The sequence below is a fragment of the Paenibacillus azoreducens genome, from assembly GCF_021654775.1.
Lineage (GTDB): Bacteria > Bacillota > Bacilli > Paenibacillales > Paenibacillaceae > Paenibacillus_AQ > Paenibacillus_AQ azoreducens.
This window is the reverse complement of sequence record NZ_AP025343.1, coordinates 6,783,189-6,800,686: the sequence shown is the minus strand read 5'-3', so window position 1 is coordinate 6,800,686 and position 17,498 is coordinate 6,783,189. Positions and strand designations below refer to the sequence as shown.

Here is a 17,498-nt window from a genome sequence, read left to right as displayed (position 1 = left end):
GCCGATTGCGGCATACGGAGCTTTGAACAGTGAAGCACACTTCGTTACGGGGGAACCGTGGGAGGTGTGTTTTTTTGCTGTGCAGATTTTGGTTCGATATCTGATTAGTGATCGACAGGGATCGGCCATCGATCCACTGAAGAAGCGGAGTAACGGAGGGGGCAGAATCGATTCTTATGAAGCGGAAGCGGCGTTCACCTATAAGCTTTCCGAAGGAAAGCTGGCATCGAAAGGCATATGTTTTGTCAGTTAATTTTATACGAAAATGTGCTTTTGCGTTTTGAGACAAAACTCATAACATTTTTATCGTTGGTGGTGACCGTGAGGTCATGTGGATTCTAACTTGTGTAAGGCTATGATCAAAAAAATTGGGGACAACAGCGATCGGAATAAGGATCCGGAGCCTCAGCCGGCCAACCCGTACTATTAACAAGAACTAATTTCGGTATTGAGCCTACACTTCTATAAAGAAAAGAAAAAGGAGCGGGCAAGTGGAATCATTATTTTTCGCATTAAAGTGTTGGTGGTGGCCGTGAAGCTAAGCGGGTTTCTAAATGGCCTCCAGCCTTTTCGAGACTTGTCCCTCTGCTTTGAAGCGATGAAATCCTGTGAATGAGTAGGAATTCGTGAGATGAACGCTTGAATACGAGGTACGGATACAGTTGCAGCTATGGGAGGTAATTCCGGTGATTGTGATTTCTAATGGGCACAACAACCGCTAAAGAGGGTGATTTCGGCTAATATGATTTCTAACGGACACTGCAGCCGCTATTTAGTGAAAATGCCCCCTTTTGGCAGTAGTTTGCATCAATTAAGTGCTGTGGTGACCGTTAGATTTTGAAAATTGCTGTTTTTTACGAATTAGCGTCCGTGGTGTCCGTTAAGCGTGACTGATCAGGGGGGAGGGAATATTTTGCGTGTTGCGGTTTATGCGCGTGGATTCAAAGGGAGTTGGACGATCAAATGGTCACTCGACATACGAGTAGATGTGCTCTGGTGGAAACAGCAGGTGGATACACATGGCTGCAACGGCAGGATGGTATTTTTGTCCGGGGCGATGGCGCTGAGTCAGGCAGCCGAATTGGAACAACGATTTGAAGAGCGCCCGGATCTGCGGAACTGGGACTTACGGAGATGGGAGTTTTGGCTGAAGGAGCAGTTAAGGGAAAAGAAAGAGCGCGTAAGGCATGAGGGTTCTTTCTTTGGAGGACAAGCGGGTCATGGAACCACTTCCGATGAAGATGGAAACCGTGAACTATGGCTGTGGGATTTGCTCAAGACTCCGCCGGAAGCTGTTTTCCGGCTCCTTGAAGAACCGGCGAGCGCGGGACGGATGAAGCAGCGCCTGCATGAAGCGGGAGCAGTAGACGAACTGAGTCGGCAGGCCGACATGTTAACAGAGCTGCTGCGGGGCAGATCGCTGCTGGCAGCGGAGGTGGATGCGCTGCTGCAGGAGACGGCGCCCATGCTTGCGGGCGCCTGGCACAGCGCCGCCCAGCTGGCCAGCCTGCAAGGCCGGCTGGTGCTAGATGCGGGCCTCACGGCGGATGCCGGCCCGCCACGGGGTCGCGGCCTGCTGCGCACGGGCCGCGCCAAGCTCCCCCGCTGCCGGCGTTGCGGCAGCGAAGCCACCGGCGCCGCGGCGTGCGCCGCGTGCGGCCGCGCGGACTGCGCCTACTGCGAGGCATGCCTCGCCTTGGGGCGCAGCCGCGCCTGTTCGCTGCTGCTTCGCTCAGCAGCGGGAAGGGCCCCGGCCGTGCGCGCAGCGGCCGGGCAGTCCACCGCCGCGGTGCGCGGGCGGTGGGGGCTTAGCGCAGCGCAGGGCGATGCCGCCTGCGCTGCGCTGGGTTTTCTGGCGGAGCCGCCCCGTGGGGGCTCCGCAGGAGGGCGCGGCCGGGCATGGCGGCCGCAAGAGCACGGGGCGCGGCGCGGTCACGCCCCGGCAGCGCCGTCACGGTTTCTGCTATGGGCCGTGACCGGCGCAGGCAAAACCGAGATGATTTTCCCGTTGCTCGGCTCCATCCTCGATAAGGGCGGGCGCGTGCTTGTGGCCACCCCGCGCCGGGACGTCGTGTTGGAGCTTGCGCCCCGACTGGCGAAGGCTTTTCAAGATACGCGGATCGTTACTTTATATGGAGGCAGCACCGAACGATGGCAGGCAGGAGAACTGACCCTGGCAACCACCCATCAGCTGATGCGTTTCTATCAAGCTTTTGATCTGGTGGTGATCGATGAGCTTGACGCTTTTCCTTACCATAACGACCCGATGCTGGCTTTTGCGGCCCAAAACGCCTGCAAGCCGGACGGGAAATTCGTTTATTTGTCCGCCACCCCGCCGCGTCCGCTGCAAAAGGAAGCGGCCCGCGGCATACTGCCGCATGCCAAGGTGCCGGTCCGTTTTCATGGACATCCCTTGCCTGTACCAAGGCGCATCGCACTTAAAAGCATTGAGCAGTGCCTGCGCCAGCCGCTCCTGCTTCGGCGTTTATCGGATGCGTTAAGGAAGTCATTGGAACGGGATGCCCAGGTATTTCTATTTGTTTCGCGCATCCGGCATATTGAGCCGCTTGTACAAATTTTGCGCCGCGCGTTCAGCGGGTACGTTGTCGAAGGCACTTCATCGGAGGATCCGCAGCGTGCCGATAAGGTGATCCGGTTTCGCCAGCGCGAGATCCGGCTATTGGTGACGACGACGATTTTGGAGCGGGGCGTTACGGTGCCTCGCAGCGATGTTTTTATCGCCGACGCAGACAGCGGGTTATTCGACGAAGCCTCGCTTGTGCAAATGGCCGGACGGGCGGGCCGTTCCTCTGAGGACCCGGCAGGCAGAGTCATCTTTGCGTCCCCCCAATGGACCCTTTCCCAGAAAAGGGCCGTAAAACAGATTACGGCCATGAACCGGACCGCTCGCAAACGCGGGTATATCAAATAATCGGAAGGATGTTACGATATGAATTCCATTCCCTCCTTTTTTACCGGATTGATCCGTGAGCTTCTGGCCCCTCCTGGGGATGTCTGCCTTACCTGTGGCGGCAAAACCCGTTTGACGCGAGAGTGGCCCGGAATTTGTCGGCGCTGCGCCGAAGGAATTCCCTGGATCGAGCATCCCCGCTGTCTTTGCTGCGGGAGAGCCATCGGCTGTCCGGATTGTCTGAGGCCGGAGGCGCAGCAGCGTTTTTTTGTCATGAACAGAAGCGCGGTCAGATATAACGAAGTGATGAGAGAATGGCTCGCCCAATATAAATACAGAGGCCACGAGCGATACGCAGCTTTGCTTGTGAAGATGTTGGGACAGGCTTTGACCGGTATGCAGCGAGAGATTTCCATGGCCACCTTGGGGACAGCCGCGAGAACGTCGGCCGAGTCTCATCGTCTCAAGCTGCTAAACCAATCCCGGCTCTGGCGTCCTGATGTGGTGACGTATGTTCCGGTCAGCGCGGAAAGGCTTACGGAGCGCGGTTTCAATCAGGCGCAGGTTCTGGCCGAAGGAATTGGAAAAGCGTTTCGCTTGCCTGTGGCGCCGCTGCTTGTCCGAAGCGAACATACGAGCAAACAAAGCTTCAAGACGCGACAGGAGCGGATTGAATCCATGAAACATGCGTTTGATATCCATATGGATGGTTTTCGATTGCTGAATCGGCTGCGAACTGCGGAGCTTAAATCAAATAGCAGTCGCTTACGTGAAATGGCATTGCATGACAGTGGTAGTGGTCAACCGCACCCTCTTACACCAGGTGTTAATAAAACGCCGCAGATTCTGCTTATCGACGATATCTATACGACAGGAAGCACGATTAATACTTGCGCCGGTGTGATTCAGGCGGGAGCCCGTCATTATTTCGGAATTGTGCCAGACATATACAGCCTGACCTGGGCAAGATCATGAAGTGGCAAAATCCGCCAAACCCATACCGATTTCGCGAAAAAAGATGGACGAAGGGAGGATGTATCATGTAATCTATTATTAACAGAATGATTGAGGAATTTTTTATAGTTTATTTCAAACTGTAATTTGATTTGTTAAAGATATAAGGGGGCGTAATCGTGAATCTGGCTAACTGTCCTCGGTGCGGCCGATTGTTCGCTGCGAATTTTAAAGACATGTGCCCGAACTGCATTAAGGAAATTGAACATGAATATGAAAAATGTGTTCAGTACCTGCGTGAGGAGAAGGGCGCGACAATTCAGGAGCTTTCGGAGGCTACCGAGGTTTCCATCAAGCAGATCACCCGCTTTATCCGCGAGGGACGGATTTCGGTCATGAATGCGCCGAATTTGATGTATCCTTGTGAGGTATGCGGTACCCTGATCCGCGAGGGTCATATGTGCGATTCCTGTCGCTCGCGTCTGACCAAAGAACTGCATCAGGTGATTAAAGACGAAGCCAACAAGGACGCCGATCCTAAAAAGCAGGGCGATGGAACCTATCGCGTCGTGGATAAATTCCATAAATAACAGACTACCGCACTAAAAACAAATACAACTATAAATAATGTCTCATTTGCGGCCGATAAACTTAGTAAAGATTTATCGGTTTTTTACGTTGATCTGGCATATGATTACCGCTTGGATGCCACGTTTTTGACTGATGCGAGAATCGCCTGAAGGCGTCCTTATAGTGCGAGTTCAAAAAGGCCGGTTTTCAGCACCGAGAAGATTGGATGAAGATAGGGACTGAGGAGCGGAGCGTACGTATGGGTACGTGAGCACCGGAAGGCCCGGCTGAATTCAAGATTCGATGCCGAGTTGCTTCCTGATTCACTTCGTGTTAGATATAGAATTTATAAGTTATCAGCTACGCTGATGAAATTCTATATCGCAAGAAAACCTACCTTTGAATCGCGGTCGCTCATCCATGATGTGGCCTCGATTAAAGGTTTACTTATCAAAGGCGGACTTTTTGAACAACCTCTTATATATTTGAAAGAAGGTGTAGGATATGAAAATTAATGATACCGGACGAATTGGCGGAGTAAACCCCTATCAACGGAATATGGAGACCCAAAGACAGGAAACCAGAAAAATGGAACGCCGCAAGGATGAGGTGTCCATTTCCTCGGAGGCGATTGAAATGCTCGAGGCTCAGGAGCGCAACATCGACCCTGAAAGAGTGCAGCGAATTCAGGATCTCAAGCAGCAGGTCTCTACCGGCACTTACCATGTCGATGCTGGTAAAATCGCCGAGAAGCTTTTGCCGTATTTCAAAAACCGGGGAAACTAGGTGATCGCAATTGTCTTCTATTGAGTTGCTTATTACGGTCTTGGAGAATTTAGATGTTCAACACCAGCAGATGCTGGAAATTGCAAAGAGCAAAAAGAATGCAATCATCGGAAACGATATTGATACCCTGGTCAAACTGATGAATCAGGAGACCAAGGGACTAAAACAAATAGAGCTTTTGGAATCGAAAAGAGCCGAGATTGCCCAGCAGTACTTGCATGAACGAGGTATTAAGTCCCAGTTGAACTTGAATATAACGGAATTAATCCGGCTCGTCTTTGATGTGGAGGATAAGAAAAGATTGCAAAGCGTGCAAAAGCAACTTTCCGATACGCTGCATTCGCTTAAGCAGGCTAATGACCTTAATCAAAAGTTAATTGAGCAGGCCCTTTCATTCATTGATTATTCTTTGAATTTGTTAGTGGACACTCCTTACCAGGAAGTTACATATCAGAATCCTTTAACGGACGGGACTGGGGGGAAATCACAATCGGGATATTTTGATTCAAAAGCTTAAGCACTGAATTCTAATGTTTATATCAAAGGTGGGGACGAAATGACATCAACATTTCATTCGATCGAAACGGCAAAACGAAGCCTTTTTACTCAGACAGCCGCTTTAAATACAACCGGACATAATATCGCCAACGCAAATACGGAAGGATACAGCCGGCAGACTGTTAGAATGCGTCCGTCCTTGCCGATTGAAGCATTTGGAATGAACCGTTCCAATGCGCCGGGGCAGCTGGGGACAGGGGTGGAATTTTCCGCAATAGAACGGATTCGGGAAAAGTTTCTCGACGGCCAGTTCAGAGGCGAGAACAGCTCGAACGGAAGCTGGACCGTCAAATATAACACGCTTGATAAATTACAAGCTATCATTAATGAGCCTTCGGATACGGGAATACGGACTGTGTTGGATAAGTTCTGGAAAGCTTGGTCCGATCTTAGCAAGAATCCTGAAGATCCAACAGGCCGAAAAATAGTCGTGCAAACCGCACAAGCTTTGACAGATGGTTTAAACCATGTAAGCCGTCAAATTAATAACCTTGATAGAGATCTCAACGCAAGTGTCGATTTGAAGGCCCAGGAAATTAACGGATATCTATCTTCCATTTCCGACTTGAACCAATCCATAGCCCGAATTGAAAGTCTCGGAGACAATGCCAATGATTTGCGGGATCAACGGGACTTGCTTACGGACAAGCTCTCCAAAATTATTAATATCTCGGTAACGGAGACGGAACAGGGATACAATATTTCATTGGGGGCTAACCAGCTGCTGCTTGAGGCAGGACAGCCGCCGGCCGTGAATGTGGATGGCGAGTTTCTGTCTACAGCGTTCGACAGCAATAGTTTGACTGATGGCGAAGTCTACGGGATGATTTATTCCAGTAGAAATTATATAACCAACTATAGGAATCAACTGGACCAACTTGCGAATACGATTGCAACGGGAGAGACGGAAGTCACCATCCCGCAAGGTTCAAGGCTGCCAGCCGGAACCGTGCTATCGGAAAACGCGGAGATTACTTTAAATGGAAATGTCAGCATGCTGCCTGCAGGGCAGGCGATGCCTGAAGGGGCTGTCCTGAATAAAGACGCAAAAATGATCGTTAAAGGCTTAAATGGCCTCCATCAATTGGGATATACCATTGACGGAACGGTAAATCCGGGCAAACCGTTTTTTGTTGGGGAAGCATCGGCAGGGACCATTCAGCTGAACCCCGAAATTGCTGCCAATCCTTCTTTAGTGGCCACATCGCTTAGAGTGGATGGTTTAGGTACTGATGCACATGTGGTAACGGGGAACAATTCGCTGGCAATTTTGCTTGCCAACTTGAAGGACAATATTTTTGTTCCCACTCAAAATGGGCAAAAGGGGACCATAGGCTCGCTGTTTAACTCCATGGTAGGGCAGCTTGGGGTAGAGGCGCAAGATGCGCTGCGTCAAATGGACAATTCGGAAACATTGGTTGAACAAGTGAATAATCAACGCCAATCAGTGAGCGGCGTTTCGCTGGACGAGGAAATGTCCAATATGATCATGTTTCAACATGCATATGGTGCTTCCGCAAGATTCATGACAACCTTTGACCAGCTTTTGGACAAGCTTATTAATTCGACCGGAGTTGTCGGCAGATAGATTTTAGGGAGGTGTTAGCTTATGTTACGCGTGACTTCTAATATGATGAACTCGCAATTGATGTTAAACCTGAACCGGAATACGTACCAAATGAGCCAAACCCAGAATCAGTTGGCATCGGGACGCAAGATTAACAAACCATCCGATAACCCAGTGGGCATTACATATTCTCTTCGTTATCGGACAGAGCTTTCTTCCAATGAACAATATCAGAGCAATGTGGATAGTGCTTTATCATGGCTTGATTATAATGATACGGTACTTAACCAGGCAGGAGATGTGATTCAGAAACTCAGGGAGCTAACGGTACAAGCTGCCAATGGGACGAATCCCCAATCCGCGCTGGACAGTGTTAAGGAAGAAGTAAGCCAATTGAAAGAGCAGCTTGTTGACATTGCCAACAGCAAAATCAACGGGAAATATATTTTTAACGGACAAACATATGATAAGAAGCCGTACCCGGATAGCGACAACGCCAATAAAGTGATCACTGACTCCGGACAAGTGAATTTTATCGTGGGTGAGGGTATTAAACTCCCTATTAATGTAACCGGGAATGATGTTTTTGGTACCGACCAGGATCAGGACAATTTGTTTACCGTTGTCGATACGATTATGGATGCTCTTGAAAAAGGAAATTTCCCCGAATTGTCGAAGCAGCTGACCAATATTGATACAAGAGTGGATAAGATTCTGACCGTAAGAGCGGATATTGGAGCAAAAACGAATCGGGTAGAACTGATGCAGGATCGTTTAAAAGATATGGAGCTGAACCTGACGGATCTGCAATCTAAAACAGAAGACGCAGACTATGCTAAGATCATTATGGACTCAAAAATCCAGGAAAATATCTATAATGCTTCTTTGTCTTCAGGTGCCAAAATTATTCAGCCTTCGCTGGTTGATTTTCTAAGATAACGGGGTGCAGGATATCATGCAGGCGATGATACAAATTAGGCAAAAACCTGCTCTTTTAGGAATAGAGGCGGGGCTGGGAGAATACTCAATGCGCCAGCCAAGGGCGAGTTTAAGCATCTCGACAACGCCGGGTCAATTTGATATTCAACATACTAATCCTCGACTGACCGTGGATCAGTCCAAGGCCTGGGCGGCTTATAATGGCGGCCCTCCTTTGGAGATGAACCAGCGGATTTATTCCGGGATTCGAGAGATCTTTTTACAAGGGATCGCCCATAGAGTGGAGCAGGGGAATCGCATCGCTGCAATTCATCAGCCAGGCAATACGATTGCCGAAGTTTATGGGAGAGATACCGGCATCCCTGCATTACCCGAATTCCGGGGACCGGCCTCGGTAGATAATGTAGATATCCGCTTTGATATTACACCCATACAAATTGAATACAGGGAAGGGACAACGGATATTCAAGCTCAAGCCAACCCGCCCGAAGTTGAATATCATAGAGGAAAACTAAATATTTATATGAGGCAGTACCAGTCAGTTGAAATTATTCCGCCAGAACTCGATACTCAAATTTAGGTGTAAAAAAACGGCTACAGTCTTTTTTCTATAAAAGCCTGAACCGTTTTTTTCTTATTTTATTTATGGCTCAACATCATGATTAGTACTTGGCAATAGGCGAAAGTAGCGGAGGGGACGGAATCGATCTGAAGAAGCGGAAGCGTTCGCCTTTGTCTCCGAATTTCTACGCCTTTGAAAAATACAATCATAGAAATTTGGAGACAACAGCGATCGGAAGAACGATCCGGAGCCGCAGCGGTCAACACGCAAAATGTCGAGAACTAATTTGAGTTGAGCCTTATTTTTGATCTCGAAAAAGGAGTGAAATAACTTGATTATAGAAACAACCTGGGGGCCATTGGAAATTGATGAGCGGGATGTATTTCATTTTTCAAAAGGGATTCCCGGCTTTGCAGCAGAAAAAGATTTCGTATTGATTTCCAATCAAGACGATCCGTTTCAGTACCTGCAATCGACTCGTGAAAAATATGTATCCTTTCTGATCACCGATCCGTTCCTGTTTTACCGTGACTATGAGTTCGAACTGCAACCGGCTGAGGTGGACGAGCTGAAAATAGAAGATGAAATGCTAGTAAGAAGCATTATTACGTTAAAAGATCCGGTTGAGAAATCAACGATTAATTTGTTGGCTCCTATTGTATTAAATCCTAAACTACAGATCGGAAAACAGGTTGTCCTGCATACTTCAAAGTATGGCGCCAAACAAGAGCTGTGGAATATGAATGGAAGGGAGAATGCAAGGGATGTTGGTTCTTTCACGTAAGAAGGGCGAAGCAATTGTCATCCAGGATCAAATAGAAATTACAGTGTTAAGTGTAGAAGGTGATACGATTAAAATTGGCATCTCTGCTCCCTCTGACGTGGATATTTATAGAAAAGAGGTGTACCTCTCGATCAAGGAAGCCAACCAGGAATCGGCCTCTCCGGCAGCCGCCAACTTGGAGGCGCTCAGGGAGCAGCTAAAAAAACGGAATTAATTTCAAAAAAATATTTGCGAAGCCTATAAAAATATCAAAGGCGTCAGTCGATATAAGTATTACAAGCTATTTTGTGGGTACGGCCGACTCACGGAATAGATGTAAGAATAGCCACATGGATGTGGAATAACGAACTTCAAGGAGGAAAAAAGAAATGATTATCAATCACAATATTGCGGCACTGAACACACACCGCCAATTGGGCGCAAACACAACAGCTTCTTCTAAAAACCTGGAGAAATTGTCTTCCGGTCTTCGCATCAACCGTGCAGGCGATGACGCTGCCGGCTTGGCAATTTCCGAAAAAATGCGCGGCCAAATCCGCGGTTTGGACATGGCTTCCAAAAACGCTCAAGACGGTATCTCTTTGATCCAAACAGCTGAAGGTGCATTGACTGAAACTCACAGCATCCTGCAACGTATGCGCGAACTGGCTGTTCAATCTTCCACAGATACAAACACGGACAAAGACCGTGCTAACCTGCAAAAAGAAGTGGACCAACTGGCGCAAGAACTGACTCGTATCGGTAGAGATACAGAGTTCAACACCAAGAAATTGCTCGACGGTTCTTTCCAAGGAACTTTCCACATCGGTGCTAACGAAGGACAAAACATTTCTTTGACTGTAGGCGATCTTCGTGGTTTGAATCTGGGTGTAGTTGGTAAATCTGAAGTTGATGTTGCAGGTACAGTTGTTAATACCGATAAATCCTTTGATGCTTATAAAGGAAAAGAACTTACTGTAGCAGCAGATCCAAAAGATTCTTCTAAGTTTGTGTTGTTGAACGATGCAGGTGAAACTGTTGCTACATCCGGTGATGGCCTACTATTCAAAGCTGTAGCGAAAAATACTGATACTATTGAATTCAAGGATGCTGTTAAAGTTGGTTCTAAAGTAGGTGTTACTTCTGATACTGCAGCGACTGGAGTTACAGAATTTGATAACAAATCCTTACAAGCTGGCGACTATAAAATCGTTGCCAACGGAACAGATTTGGAACTTCAAGATCAAAATGGCAACGTATTTGCTAAGGCCGATGCTGCTGATCTGAAAACATTTAAAGATGCTGATGGTAACCCAGTGTTCAAATTAAAAGCAGATGCTGCAGCTGGCCAAAAAGTACATGTTGGCGGTACTGACATTTCTTCTGCTAAAACAGCTAACAAAGCCATCACTACAATCAACAACGCTTTGGAAACTGTATCCACTGAACGTTCCAAACTTGGTGCTTACCAAAACCGTCTGGAACACACAGTAAACAACTTGGGAGCTTCTTCCGAGAACCTGAGTGCTGCTGAATCCCGTATCCGCGACGTGGATATGGCTAAAGAAATGGTTCAGTTCACAAAGAACAACATTCTTACTCAAGCAGCTCAAGCTATGTTGGCTCAAGCAAACCAACAGCCTCAAGGCGTTCTGCAATTGCTTCGTTAAGATTTATTTTAAAGAAAGAGACCTTAGAATTTCTAAGGTCTCTTTTTCAACCCATTTTTATGAGAGGTAGACCTTAATGGAAGAATACATGGAAGTAATGAGGAGATCGCTTGAGCTTGCTGAAACATGCAGCGAAGGATTGTACTATATCAGTAATCAATTATATGCGGGTAGTATGGAAAAGACAGTATACATATTAGAAGATATTGTACATGGGTTTTGCCAAATCGCTAATGCTCTATCTTTGTTGGACCCATTCCTTTCTGATCATCATATCCAAGATATGATGAATAGAATTGAAGCCATATTCAATGATCTTATAACCGCTTATGAACTATATGATATTCATTCTGCTTCCTCTAAGTTGAATCAGTTACTATTGCCTTCATTTCAAATGTGGAGGGATGAACTGACCAGTTCTTTTCAAGTTTACATACTTTCTTGAGACTCCTTCAATATTGCAGTATAGCTGCCGATAAACATCTAAAGAATGTTATTTGCACAAGGAGATGAAGGATATGACTAAGACCAGGGCTTTATTAGTTCCCGCCTATATGGAGCAGTTCACCTGCATAGGTTCGGAATGTGAGGATACCTGCTGTGCAGGCTGGCAAGTAGAGATCGATAGAGCGACCTATAAGAAATATAATAAAGTTCATTCCGACTTAAAACCATCGCTGGATAAATACGTGAAACGAAATCGCACAAGCAAAGGCGACAGGGATTATGCCAGAATTGAGATGGTGTCCGGTTCCTCTTGTCCTATGCTTAACGAAGAGAAGCTTTGCAATATTCAGTTAAAGCTTGGGGAAGCTTATCTCTCCAATACATGTTCTACGTATCCAAGGGTTACTAATGTCGTGAATGGCGTTTATGAGAAATCGGCCACTATGTCATGTCCTGAGGCTGCTCGTTTGGCTCTGCTCAATCCGAATGCAATCGAGTTTAATGAAAGTGAAGAGTCGGTCGAGGTACGCAATGCTATTAGCAGGCGTATAAATACCGTCTCTGATGAGCAGCATGAGCCAATTGCGCAATATTTCTGGGAATTGCGAATTTTTTCAATCCAGGTGCTGCAGAATCGCAGCTATACTTTAGCTGAGAGACTGATAATTCTAGGTTTGTTCTACCAAAAGGTAGAAAACTATATTGCATCAAGCCAGATTGCTCAAATCCCCGATCTCATTGCCTCATATACCGGACTGATTCAAGGAAATGGAGTTTCGGACATCATAAATGAAATCCCATCACTTTCAATCATTCAAATGGAGTTACTTAAGGGCCTGGTTGATGAACGAGTCATCAAGGGGGTTCGAAGTCAGCGCTATTTCGATTGTTTTGGTGAATTTTTATCCGGAATCCAATACACGAAGGAATCTTCAGTAGAAGAAATCTCATCCCGTTATCAAGCGGCATATCAAAACTATTACTTGCCGTTCATGGAGAATCACGAATACGTTCTTGAAAATTATTTAGTCAACTATGTCTACGTGCATCTATTTCCTCTTGGAAGCGGAAAAGATGTGTTTGAAGAATATATCATGATGATTATTCATTACGCTATGATTAAGATGCATTTGATTGGTGTAGCAGGATACCATAAAGAGCAATTCGGCCTGGATCATGTCATTAAGTTAATTCAATCCTTGTCCAAAACCATTGATCATAATTTATCGTATTTACGTGAGGTCAGGGAATTGCTTCATAAAAATGGATTTAACACCATGGCCTACATGGCTATATTAATTAAAAATAATTAGCATTCCATCCAAGCAGGTTGCTTTCTTGAAAAAATGGCAGTCTGCTTGTTTGCGTGACTGTTATATCTTTACAAAATATATTAAGCTGTTGGCTTCATTTGCCGATATATATATTAATATAATTATGATAACCGGAGGGTTAATTTATGAGCGATGTTTCACTTTCGGGTAGAACACAGTCCATGAATACGGCATCTCAGACATATCCCCCTGTCAAAAAAGCATTGGAGCAGGAACAAGCGACTGCCTTGATGACCAATGAAAAACAAGTAAATCTATTGGAAAGACAAGGAGCAAATGTATCTATCGGAGAAGCGCAACTTATTAAAGCGATTGACCGGGCTATAAAGGCTCTTGAAGGGCCTTCTACAACGTTTGAAGTGAGTGTACATAAACCAACCCAGTCAATTATGGTCAAAGTCCTGAATAAAGACACAGGCGAGCTGATCAGGGAAATTCCGCCTGAGAAGACCCTGGATCTGGTAGCGAAAATGATGGAATTTGCAGGGATACTGATTGATGAACGCGTTTAAGCATAAGGAGGTATTATAATGAGAATTTCCGGATTGGCTTCAGGTATGGATGTCGATAGCATGGTTCAGCAGTTAATGAAGGCTAATAGAGTGCCTTTGGATAAACTGAATCAGAAGAAACAAACCTTGGAATGGAAACGCGATAGTTATCGCACTATTAACAGCCAGTTGGTAGATTTTCGTAATAACAAGCTTACTGCATACAGAAAAAGTGAGGCTCTGAATGTTTTTAAAGCGGAAGTTTCCGGAGATGACAAAGCCATTAGCGTAAAGGCCACGACCAACGCAAACCGTGTTCCGATGGAAGTGAAAGTTGAAAGTCTGGCCACTCAATTTACTTATGGTGGAGAAACCCCGGTAGCTGCAAATGCCAATGCTAAAATGACTTTGGATCAGCTTCAACCTGGAGGTCCTGACAAATATACTCTATCGGTTAGTCGGGGGCCCAACGATCCGAATAAAGTGGACTTTGAATTTTCTAAAAATGAAAGCATAGGCAGCGTTATCAGAAAAATAAATAGTGAGCTCAAGGCGAATGTTACGGCATCCTTTGATGAGGCTACAGGGAAGTTTTCGATTGCATCCAATGAATACGGCAGTAAAGCTTTACAACTAGATGGCAGCGACTTTTTAAACGCTATGAAGATTGATCCTACTAAGCCATCCGGCGGCGATAAAGCGAAGGCCACTATTAATGGAAATCCCATGGAATTCAATTCCAATAAAAATACGATCAATGGTGTAGAGATTACATTTTTGGCCCCTTCAAAGCAAGGGGAAGTGTCCAAAATAACCACCAAAACAGATTCAGACAAAATTTTCGAGACCATTACTTCTTTCATTAAAGACTATAACAGTGTGCTTGACGCTCTCAACAAGAAAGTGGATGAACAACGTTACCGTGACTATACTCCTTTAACCGACGAACAGAAAAAAGCAATGAAGGAAGATGAAGTCAAACTATGGAATGAGAAAGCCCAAAGCGGACTTCTGAAAAATGACGAGATATTGCGGTCGGCAATAGCCAGCTTGCGTCAACCGGTCGTTACGGCATCCGTTACCGGCTCCACGATGAAGTTAAGCGGAATCGGCATCACGACAGGGGAATGGTTTGAAGGCGGCAAATTAAGCATTTCAGACCCTGATAAGCTTCGAAAAGCAATAGAAGAGCACCCTGACGAAGTTATAGAATTGTTTACCGGAACGGGTGTCTCCTCACCCTCGCAGCCCAAAGGCTTTTTTAATGACTTATACGATGGCTTGGATAAACCCCTCAAAATGTTGGCCGATCGAGCAGGGACAAACAGATATTCGGCTGACATTAGTGTTAAATTTAATGAACAAAGTATCATGGGGAAGGAACTTACCAGCCTTAAAGATAACATCAAAGTAATGACCAAAAAACTTACGGAAATGGAAAAGAAGTATTATACTCAATTTAATGCAATGGAAACGGCAATGAATAAACTTAATTCCCAATCCGCGAGCCTAGCCAATTTTGGAATGAAATAAGAATTTTAGGAGTGAAACTTCATGATCACATCTCCCTACGAAAAATACAGACAATCCTCTGTACAAACCTCCAATCCGGCCCGGTTGCTTATTATGCTTTATGACGGAGCTATTCGGTTTGTTCGGGCTGGCATAGAGGGGATTAATGAAGGCGACCATCAAAAAACCAATGATTATCTCAAAAAGGCTCAGGCCATCATCACTGAATTGACGGTAACTTTGGACCATTCTTTTGATGTGTCAAAAGGATTGTCGGCGTTATATGAATATATGAATTATCTGCTGATAGAGGCGAATGTGCGAAAAGAAGCTCATTATGCGGAGGAAGCGCTTGGTTATTTAATTGAGCTGCGCGAAACATGGGTTCAAGCTTCGAAGATGTCTGGTTCCGAGGGCCAGCACGCAAGTGAGGTTTAATATGGATGACAATATAGAATATTTAATTTCTAAGTTGGAAGACGCAGCTTCTCAAATGATAGGCCGGCTTCAAATGGTTTCCTATGAGGAATTGGTTTCGTATGTCGATGAGAGACAGGATATCATCAACCAATTAGAAATGAAATTAAACGTAAATCCTCCGGATGATCGTCAGAGGGCAAGAATAAGCGCCATTATCGACAGTGATTCTGCGGTGAGAAGGAAAATCGAATTGTTTAAAAATGAGGCTGCAGATTGGCTTCAACAAAAGGAAAGAAAAAAAGTCCAGAGAAATGCATACGAATCGGTGTATCAACAACCGGACAGCATTTTGCTGGATCAGAAAAAATAAGTTAAATGCAGGACTAAGCTATAGAAATAACTGCTTTTCGAATTTCATGATCGGGAAGCAGTTGTTTGATTTTGAGTTTACACAGTCGGGCGGTGTAAATTTATTGAAGTAAACCACTTTCCTTTCCAATTGACAAAAGACAAGGCCTAGTGGTATATTCAGGAATGTGGACGAAAGTCACACTTTATTTGATGACGAAGGGAATGTTTGTGCATGCAAGGTAAAGTAAAATGGTTTAACGCAGAAAAAGGATACGGTTTCATCGAGACTGCAGACGGTGGCGACGTATTCGTACACTTCTCCGCAATCCAATCCGAAGGTTTCAAAACTTTGGAAGAAGGTCAAGACGTGGAATTCGAAATCGTTGAAGGCGCACGCGGACCTCAAGCAGCTAACGTAATCAAATTATAATCATCCGGCAAGGCCGACCTACATATAGTGGTAAGATGGTTAAGTAATTGAAAAGCGATAGCGTAAAGCTCTGGAGTCAATCCAGAGCTTTTTTATTTTTGTGAAAGGGCTGTCTTTCGCAGAATGTATCCGGGAAATGTCAAGTACCTCTAATAAGGGAAGCGTCTTCGAGATTTCGATCCATCCACAAAAACGCCTTTTTACTTAGCGTTAACAATTGTGATATAATGGAATTGCAAAGGAGGAGTGCCTTATGAAATTAAGTGTTCGAGGTCAACAAATTGAAGTGACTGAAGCTTTAAGAGACTACGTTGACAAGAAGCTGCACAGACTTGATAAGTATTTTGATGCACCCCTTGCCTCGGAAGGCAATGTAACGCTGAGCGTCGTTCGAGGTTTGCACACCGTAGAGGTGACGATTCCGCTCCCAGGCGTTGTGCTTCGGGCTGAAGACCGCAGCGACGATATGTATAAGTCGATAGACGCCGTCGTGGACAAGTTGGAGCGCCAAATCCGTAAACACAAAACGAAATTGAACCGCAAGTTCCGTCAGGAAGGCAGCCTGAAGACGATTACCGAGGTACCGGTACAAGCGGACGCAGCGCCATCCGCGCAACAGACGGAAGAAGAATTCGAAGTGGTCCGCACCAAGCGCTTTACGTTGAAACCGATGGATGTGGAAGAAGCGATTTTGCAAATGAACATGGTCGGACATAATTTCTTCGTATTTTCCAACATCGACACCCAAGAAGTAAGCGTTGTTTACAAACGCAACGACGGAAGATACGGACTGATCGAGCAAGAGTAATCCGCATGAATTCTAACAGGCATTACTTCTAAAGGTACATTTTTCATGATGATGTAAAAATTAAAAGTGAAAATATTCAAAAAAAGAGCTCATATCCTGCAACGGATAGGGCTCTTCTTACGTATATAAATAGTGGGGTAAAAATCCGCATGTGCATCGTTACCCGCACTGTTGCGGCTTTACTTACAAACTGTTACAATTTATGCAAACGCCATTTTCAACAATTTATATGTATATTTCAAACGAATTAACTTCAAACGGTAATTTTTTGTCTGGATGGAGTCGATTCTTTCATCGAATACATTTCATTCAAGCAGTCGTCTGCATTTTTTGTGTGAATCCGTTCGCGAACGAATCCCGTCATTCAGCACATGTCTGTGAGATGGGTTCTGCGGATCGATTTTATTTGATAGTAACCCTGATTT

General features: G+C 45.6%; 20 protein-coding genes. All 20 read left to right on the top strand.

Translation table 11 applies throughout. The features are described 5' to 3' along the window. The first annotated feature begins 79 nt into the window (after positions 1-79). The 20 genes from L6442_RS30565 (at position 80) to hpf (ending at position 17,073) form a co-directional block, all read left to right on the top strand. Complete coding sequence (locus tag L6442_RS30565) at positions 80-253, top strand: hypothetical protein (protein ID WP_212979497.1); 174 nt, start codon at positions 80-82, stop codon at positions 251-253. 660 nt (positions 254-913) lie between these two features. Beyond that, positions 914-2,932, top strand: coding sequence for a helicase-related protein (locus tag L6442_RS30560; protein ID WP_212979498.1), 2,019 nt, complete (start codon positions 914-916; stop codon positions 2,930-2,932). 18 nt (positions 2,933-2,950) lie between these two features. Then, complete coding sequence (locus tag L6442_RS30555; RefSeq protein WP_237100134.1) at positions 2,951-3,886, top strand: ComFC family protein; 936 nt, start codon at positions 2,951-2,953, stop codon at positions 3,884-3,886. 158 nt (positions 3,887-4,044) lie between these two features. Continuing rightward, positions 4,045-4,455 (top strand): TIGR03826 family flagellar region protein, encoded by a 411-nt coding sequence (locus tag L6442_RS30550; RefSeq protein WP_212979499.1) that lies wholly within the window; start codon positions 4,045-4,047, stop codon positions 4,453-4,455. A 484-nt stretch (positions 4,456-4,939) separates the two neighbouring features. Then, the gene (gene flgM / locus L6442_RS30545; protein ID WP_194235595.1) at positions 4,940-5,221 is read left to right on the top strand and encodes a flagellar biosynthesis anti-sigma factor FlgM; all 282 of its coding nucleotides are present in this window, start codon (positions 4,940-4,942) and stop codon (positions 5,219-5,221) included. Positions 5,222-5,231: 10 nt separating this feature from the next. Beyond that, positions 5,232-5,738, top strand: a complete 507-nt coding sequence (locus tag L6442_RS30540) for a flagellar protein FlgN (RefSeq protein ID WP_212979500.1) — start codon at positions 5,232-5,234, stop codon at positions 5,736-5,738. Between the two features lie 39 nt (positions 5,739-5,777). Continuing rightward, positions 5,778-7,367 (top strand): flagellar hook-associated protein FlgK, encoded by a 1,590-nt coding sequence (gene flgK / locus L6442_RS30535; protein WP_212979501.1) that lies wholly within the window; start codon positions 5,778-5,780, stop codon positions 7,365-7,367. Between the two features lie 21 nt (positions 7,368-7,388). Then, positions 7,389-8,285 carry a flagellar hook-associated protein FlgL gene (gene flgL / locus L6442_RS30530; protein ID WP_212979502.1) on the top strand — a complete coding sequence of 299 codons (897 nt, stop codon included), beginning with the start codon at positions 7,389-7,391 and terminating at the stop codon, positions 8,283-8,285. A gap of 16 nt (positions 8,286-8,301) precedes the next feature. After that, entirely contained in the window at positions 8,302-8,865 is a 564-nt protein-coding gene (locus L6442_RS30525) for a DUF6470 family protein (protein WP_212979503.1), read from the top strand. A 313-nt stretch (positions 8,866-9,178) separates the two neighbouring features. Next, positions 9,179-9,631, top strand: a complete 453-nt coding sequence (gene fliW / locus L6442_RS30520) for a flagellar assembly protein FliW (RefSeq protein WP_212979504.1) — start codon at positions 9,179-9,181, stop codon at positions 9,629-9,631. Continuing rightward, positions 9,612-9,845 carry a carbon storage regulator CsrA gene (csrA, locus tag L6442_RS30515; RefSeq protein ID WP_194235589.1) on the top strand — a complete coding sequence of 78 codons (234 nt, stop codon included), beginning with the start codon at positions 9,612-9,614 and terminating at the stop codon, positions 9,843-9,845. Before fliW ends, csrA begins: the two co-directional genes overlap by 20 nt. 154 nt (positions 9,846-9,999) lie before the next feature. Next, entirely contained in the window at positions 10,000-11,280 is a 1,281-nt protein-coding gene (locus tag L6442_RS30510; protein ID WP_212979505.1) for a flagellin N-terminal helical domain-containing protein, read from the top strand. Between the two features lie 76 nt (positions 11,281-11,356). Then, positions 11,357-11,725, top strand: coding sequence for a DUF8042 domain-containing protein (locus L6442_RS30505; protein ID WP_212979506.1), 369 nt, complete (start codon positions 11,357-11,359; stop codon positions 11,723-11,725). A 73-nt stretch (positions 11,726-11,798) separates the two neighbouring features. Then, complete coding sequence (fliB, locus tag L6442_RS30500; RefSeq protein ID WP_212979507.1) at positions 11,799-13,040, top strand: flagellin lysine-N-methylase; 1,242 nt, start codon at positions 11,799-11,801, stop codon at positions 13,038-13,040. A 146-nt stretch (positions 13,041-13,186) separates the two neighbouring features. Next, positions 13,187-13,573, top strand: coding sequence for a flagellar protein FlaG (locus L6442_RS30495; protein ID WP_212979508.1), 387 nt, complete (start codon positions 13,187-13,189; stop codon positions 13,571-13,573). An 18-nt stretch (positions 13,574-13,591) separates the two neighbouring features. Further along, positions 13,592-15,085: a flagellar filament capping protein FliD gene (gene fliD / locus L6442_RS30490; RefSeq protein WP_212979509.1), complete on the top strand. Its 1,494-nt coding sequence runs from the start codon at positions 13,592-13,594 to the stop codon at positions 15,083-15,085. A gap of 21 nt (positions 15,086-15,106) precedes the next feature. Continuing rightward, positions 15,107-15,502, top strand: coding sequence for a flagellar export chaperone FliS (fliS, locus tag L6442_RS30485; RefSeq protein ID WP_194233905.1), 396 nt, complete (start codon positions 15,107-15,109; stop codon positions 15,500-15,502). 1 nt (position 15,503) lies between these two features. Continuing rightward, positions 15,504-15,854, top strand: coding sequence for a flagellar protein FliT (locus L6442_RS30480; protein WP_194233904.1), 351 nt, complete (start codon positions 15,504-15,506; stop codon positions 15,852-15,854). Between the two features lie 213 nt (positions 15,855-16,067). Next, on the top strand, positions 16,068-16,265 hold the full coding sequence (locus L6442_RS30475) for a cold shock domain-containing protein (RefSeq protein ID WP_212979510.1): 198 nt from the start codon (positions 16,068-16,070) through the stop codon (positions 16,263-16,265). A 253-nt stretch (positions 16,266-16,518) separates the two neighbouring features. Further along, on the top strand, positions 16,519-17,073 hold the full coding sequence (gene hpf, locus L6442_RS30470) for a ribosome hibernation-promoting factor, HPF/YfiA family (RefSeq protein WP_194233902.1): 555 nt from the start codon (positions 16,519-16,521) through the stop codon (positions 17,071-17,073). Positions 17,074-17,498: the final 425 nt, after the last annotated feature.

What these genes read in the sequence shown, in the direction of transcription:
- L6442_RS30555 (WP_237100134.1), top strand. Translation starts at nt 2,951, where the DNA reads ATGAATTCCATTCCCTCCTTTTTTACCGGATTGATCCGTGAGCTTCTG.
- flgM (WP_194235595.1), top strand. Translation starts at nt 4,940, where the DNA reads ATGAAAATTAATGATACCGGACGAATTGGCGGAGTAAACCCCTATCAA.
- flgK (WP_212979501.1), top strand. Translation starts at nt 5,778, where the DNA reads ATGACATCAACATTTCATTCGATCGAAACGGCAAAACGAAGCCTTTTT.
- flgL (WP_212979502.1), top strand. Translation starts at nt 7,389, where the DNA reads ATGTTACGCGTGACTTCTAATATGATGAACTCGCAATTGATGTTAAAC.
- L6442_RS30525 (WP_212979503.1), top strand. Translation starts at nt 8,302, where the DNA reads ATGCAGGCGATGATACAAATTAGGCAAAAACCTGCTCTTTTAGGAATA.
- csrA (WP_194235589.1), top strand. Translation starts at nt 9,612, where the DNA reads ATGTTGGTTCTTTCACGTAAGAAGGGCGAAGCAATTGTCATCCAGGAT.
- L6442_RS30510 (WP_212979505.1), top strand. Translation starts at nt 10,000, where the DNA reads ATGATTATCAATCACAATATTGCGGCACTGAACACACACCGCCAATTG.
- L6442_RS30505 (WP_212979506.1), top strand. Translation starts at nt 11,357, where the DNA reads ATGGAAGAATACATGGAAGTAATGAGGAGATCGCTTGAGCTTGCTGAA.
- fliB (WP_212979507.1), top strand. Translation starts at nt 11,799, where the DNA reads ATGACTAAGACCAGGGCTTTATTAGTTCCCGCCTATATGGAGCAGTTC.
- L6442_RS30495 (WP_212979508.1), top strand. Translation starts at nt 13,187, where the DNA reads ATGAGCGATGTTTCACTTTCGGGTAGAACACAGTCCATGAATACGGCA.
- fliD (WP_212979509.1), top strand. Translation starts at nt 13,592, where the DNA reads ATGAGAATTTCCGGATTGGCTTCAGGTATGGATGTCGATAGCATGGTT.
- fliS (WP_194233905.1), top strand. Translation starts at nt 15,107, where the DNA reads ATGATCACATCTCCCTACGAAAAATACAGACAATCCTCTGTACAAACC.
- L6442_RS30480 (WP_194233904.1), top strand. Translation starts at nt 15,504, where the DNA reads ATGGATGACAATATAGAATATTTAATTTCTAAGTTGGAAGACGCAGCT.
- L6442_RS30475 (WP_212979510.1), top strand. Translation starts at nt 16,068, where the DNA reads ATGCAAGGTAAAGTAAAATGGTTTAACGCAGAAAAAGGATACGGTTTC.
- hpf (WP_194233902.1), top strand. Translation starts at nt 16,519, where the DNA reads ATGAAATTAAGTGTTCGAGGTCAACAAATTGAAGTGACTGAAGCTTTA.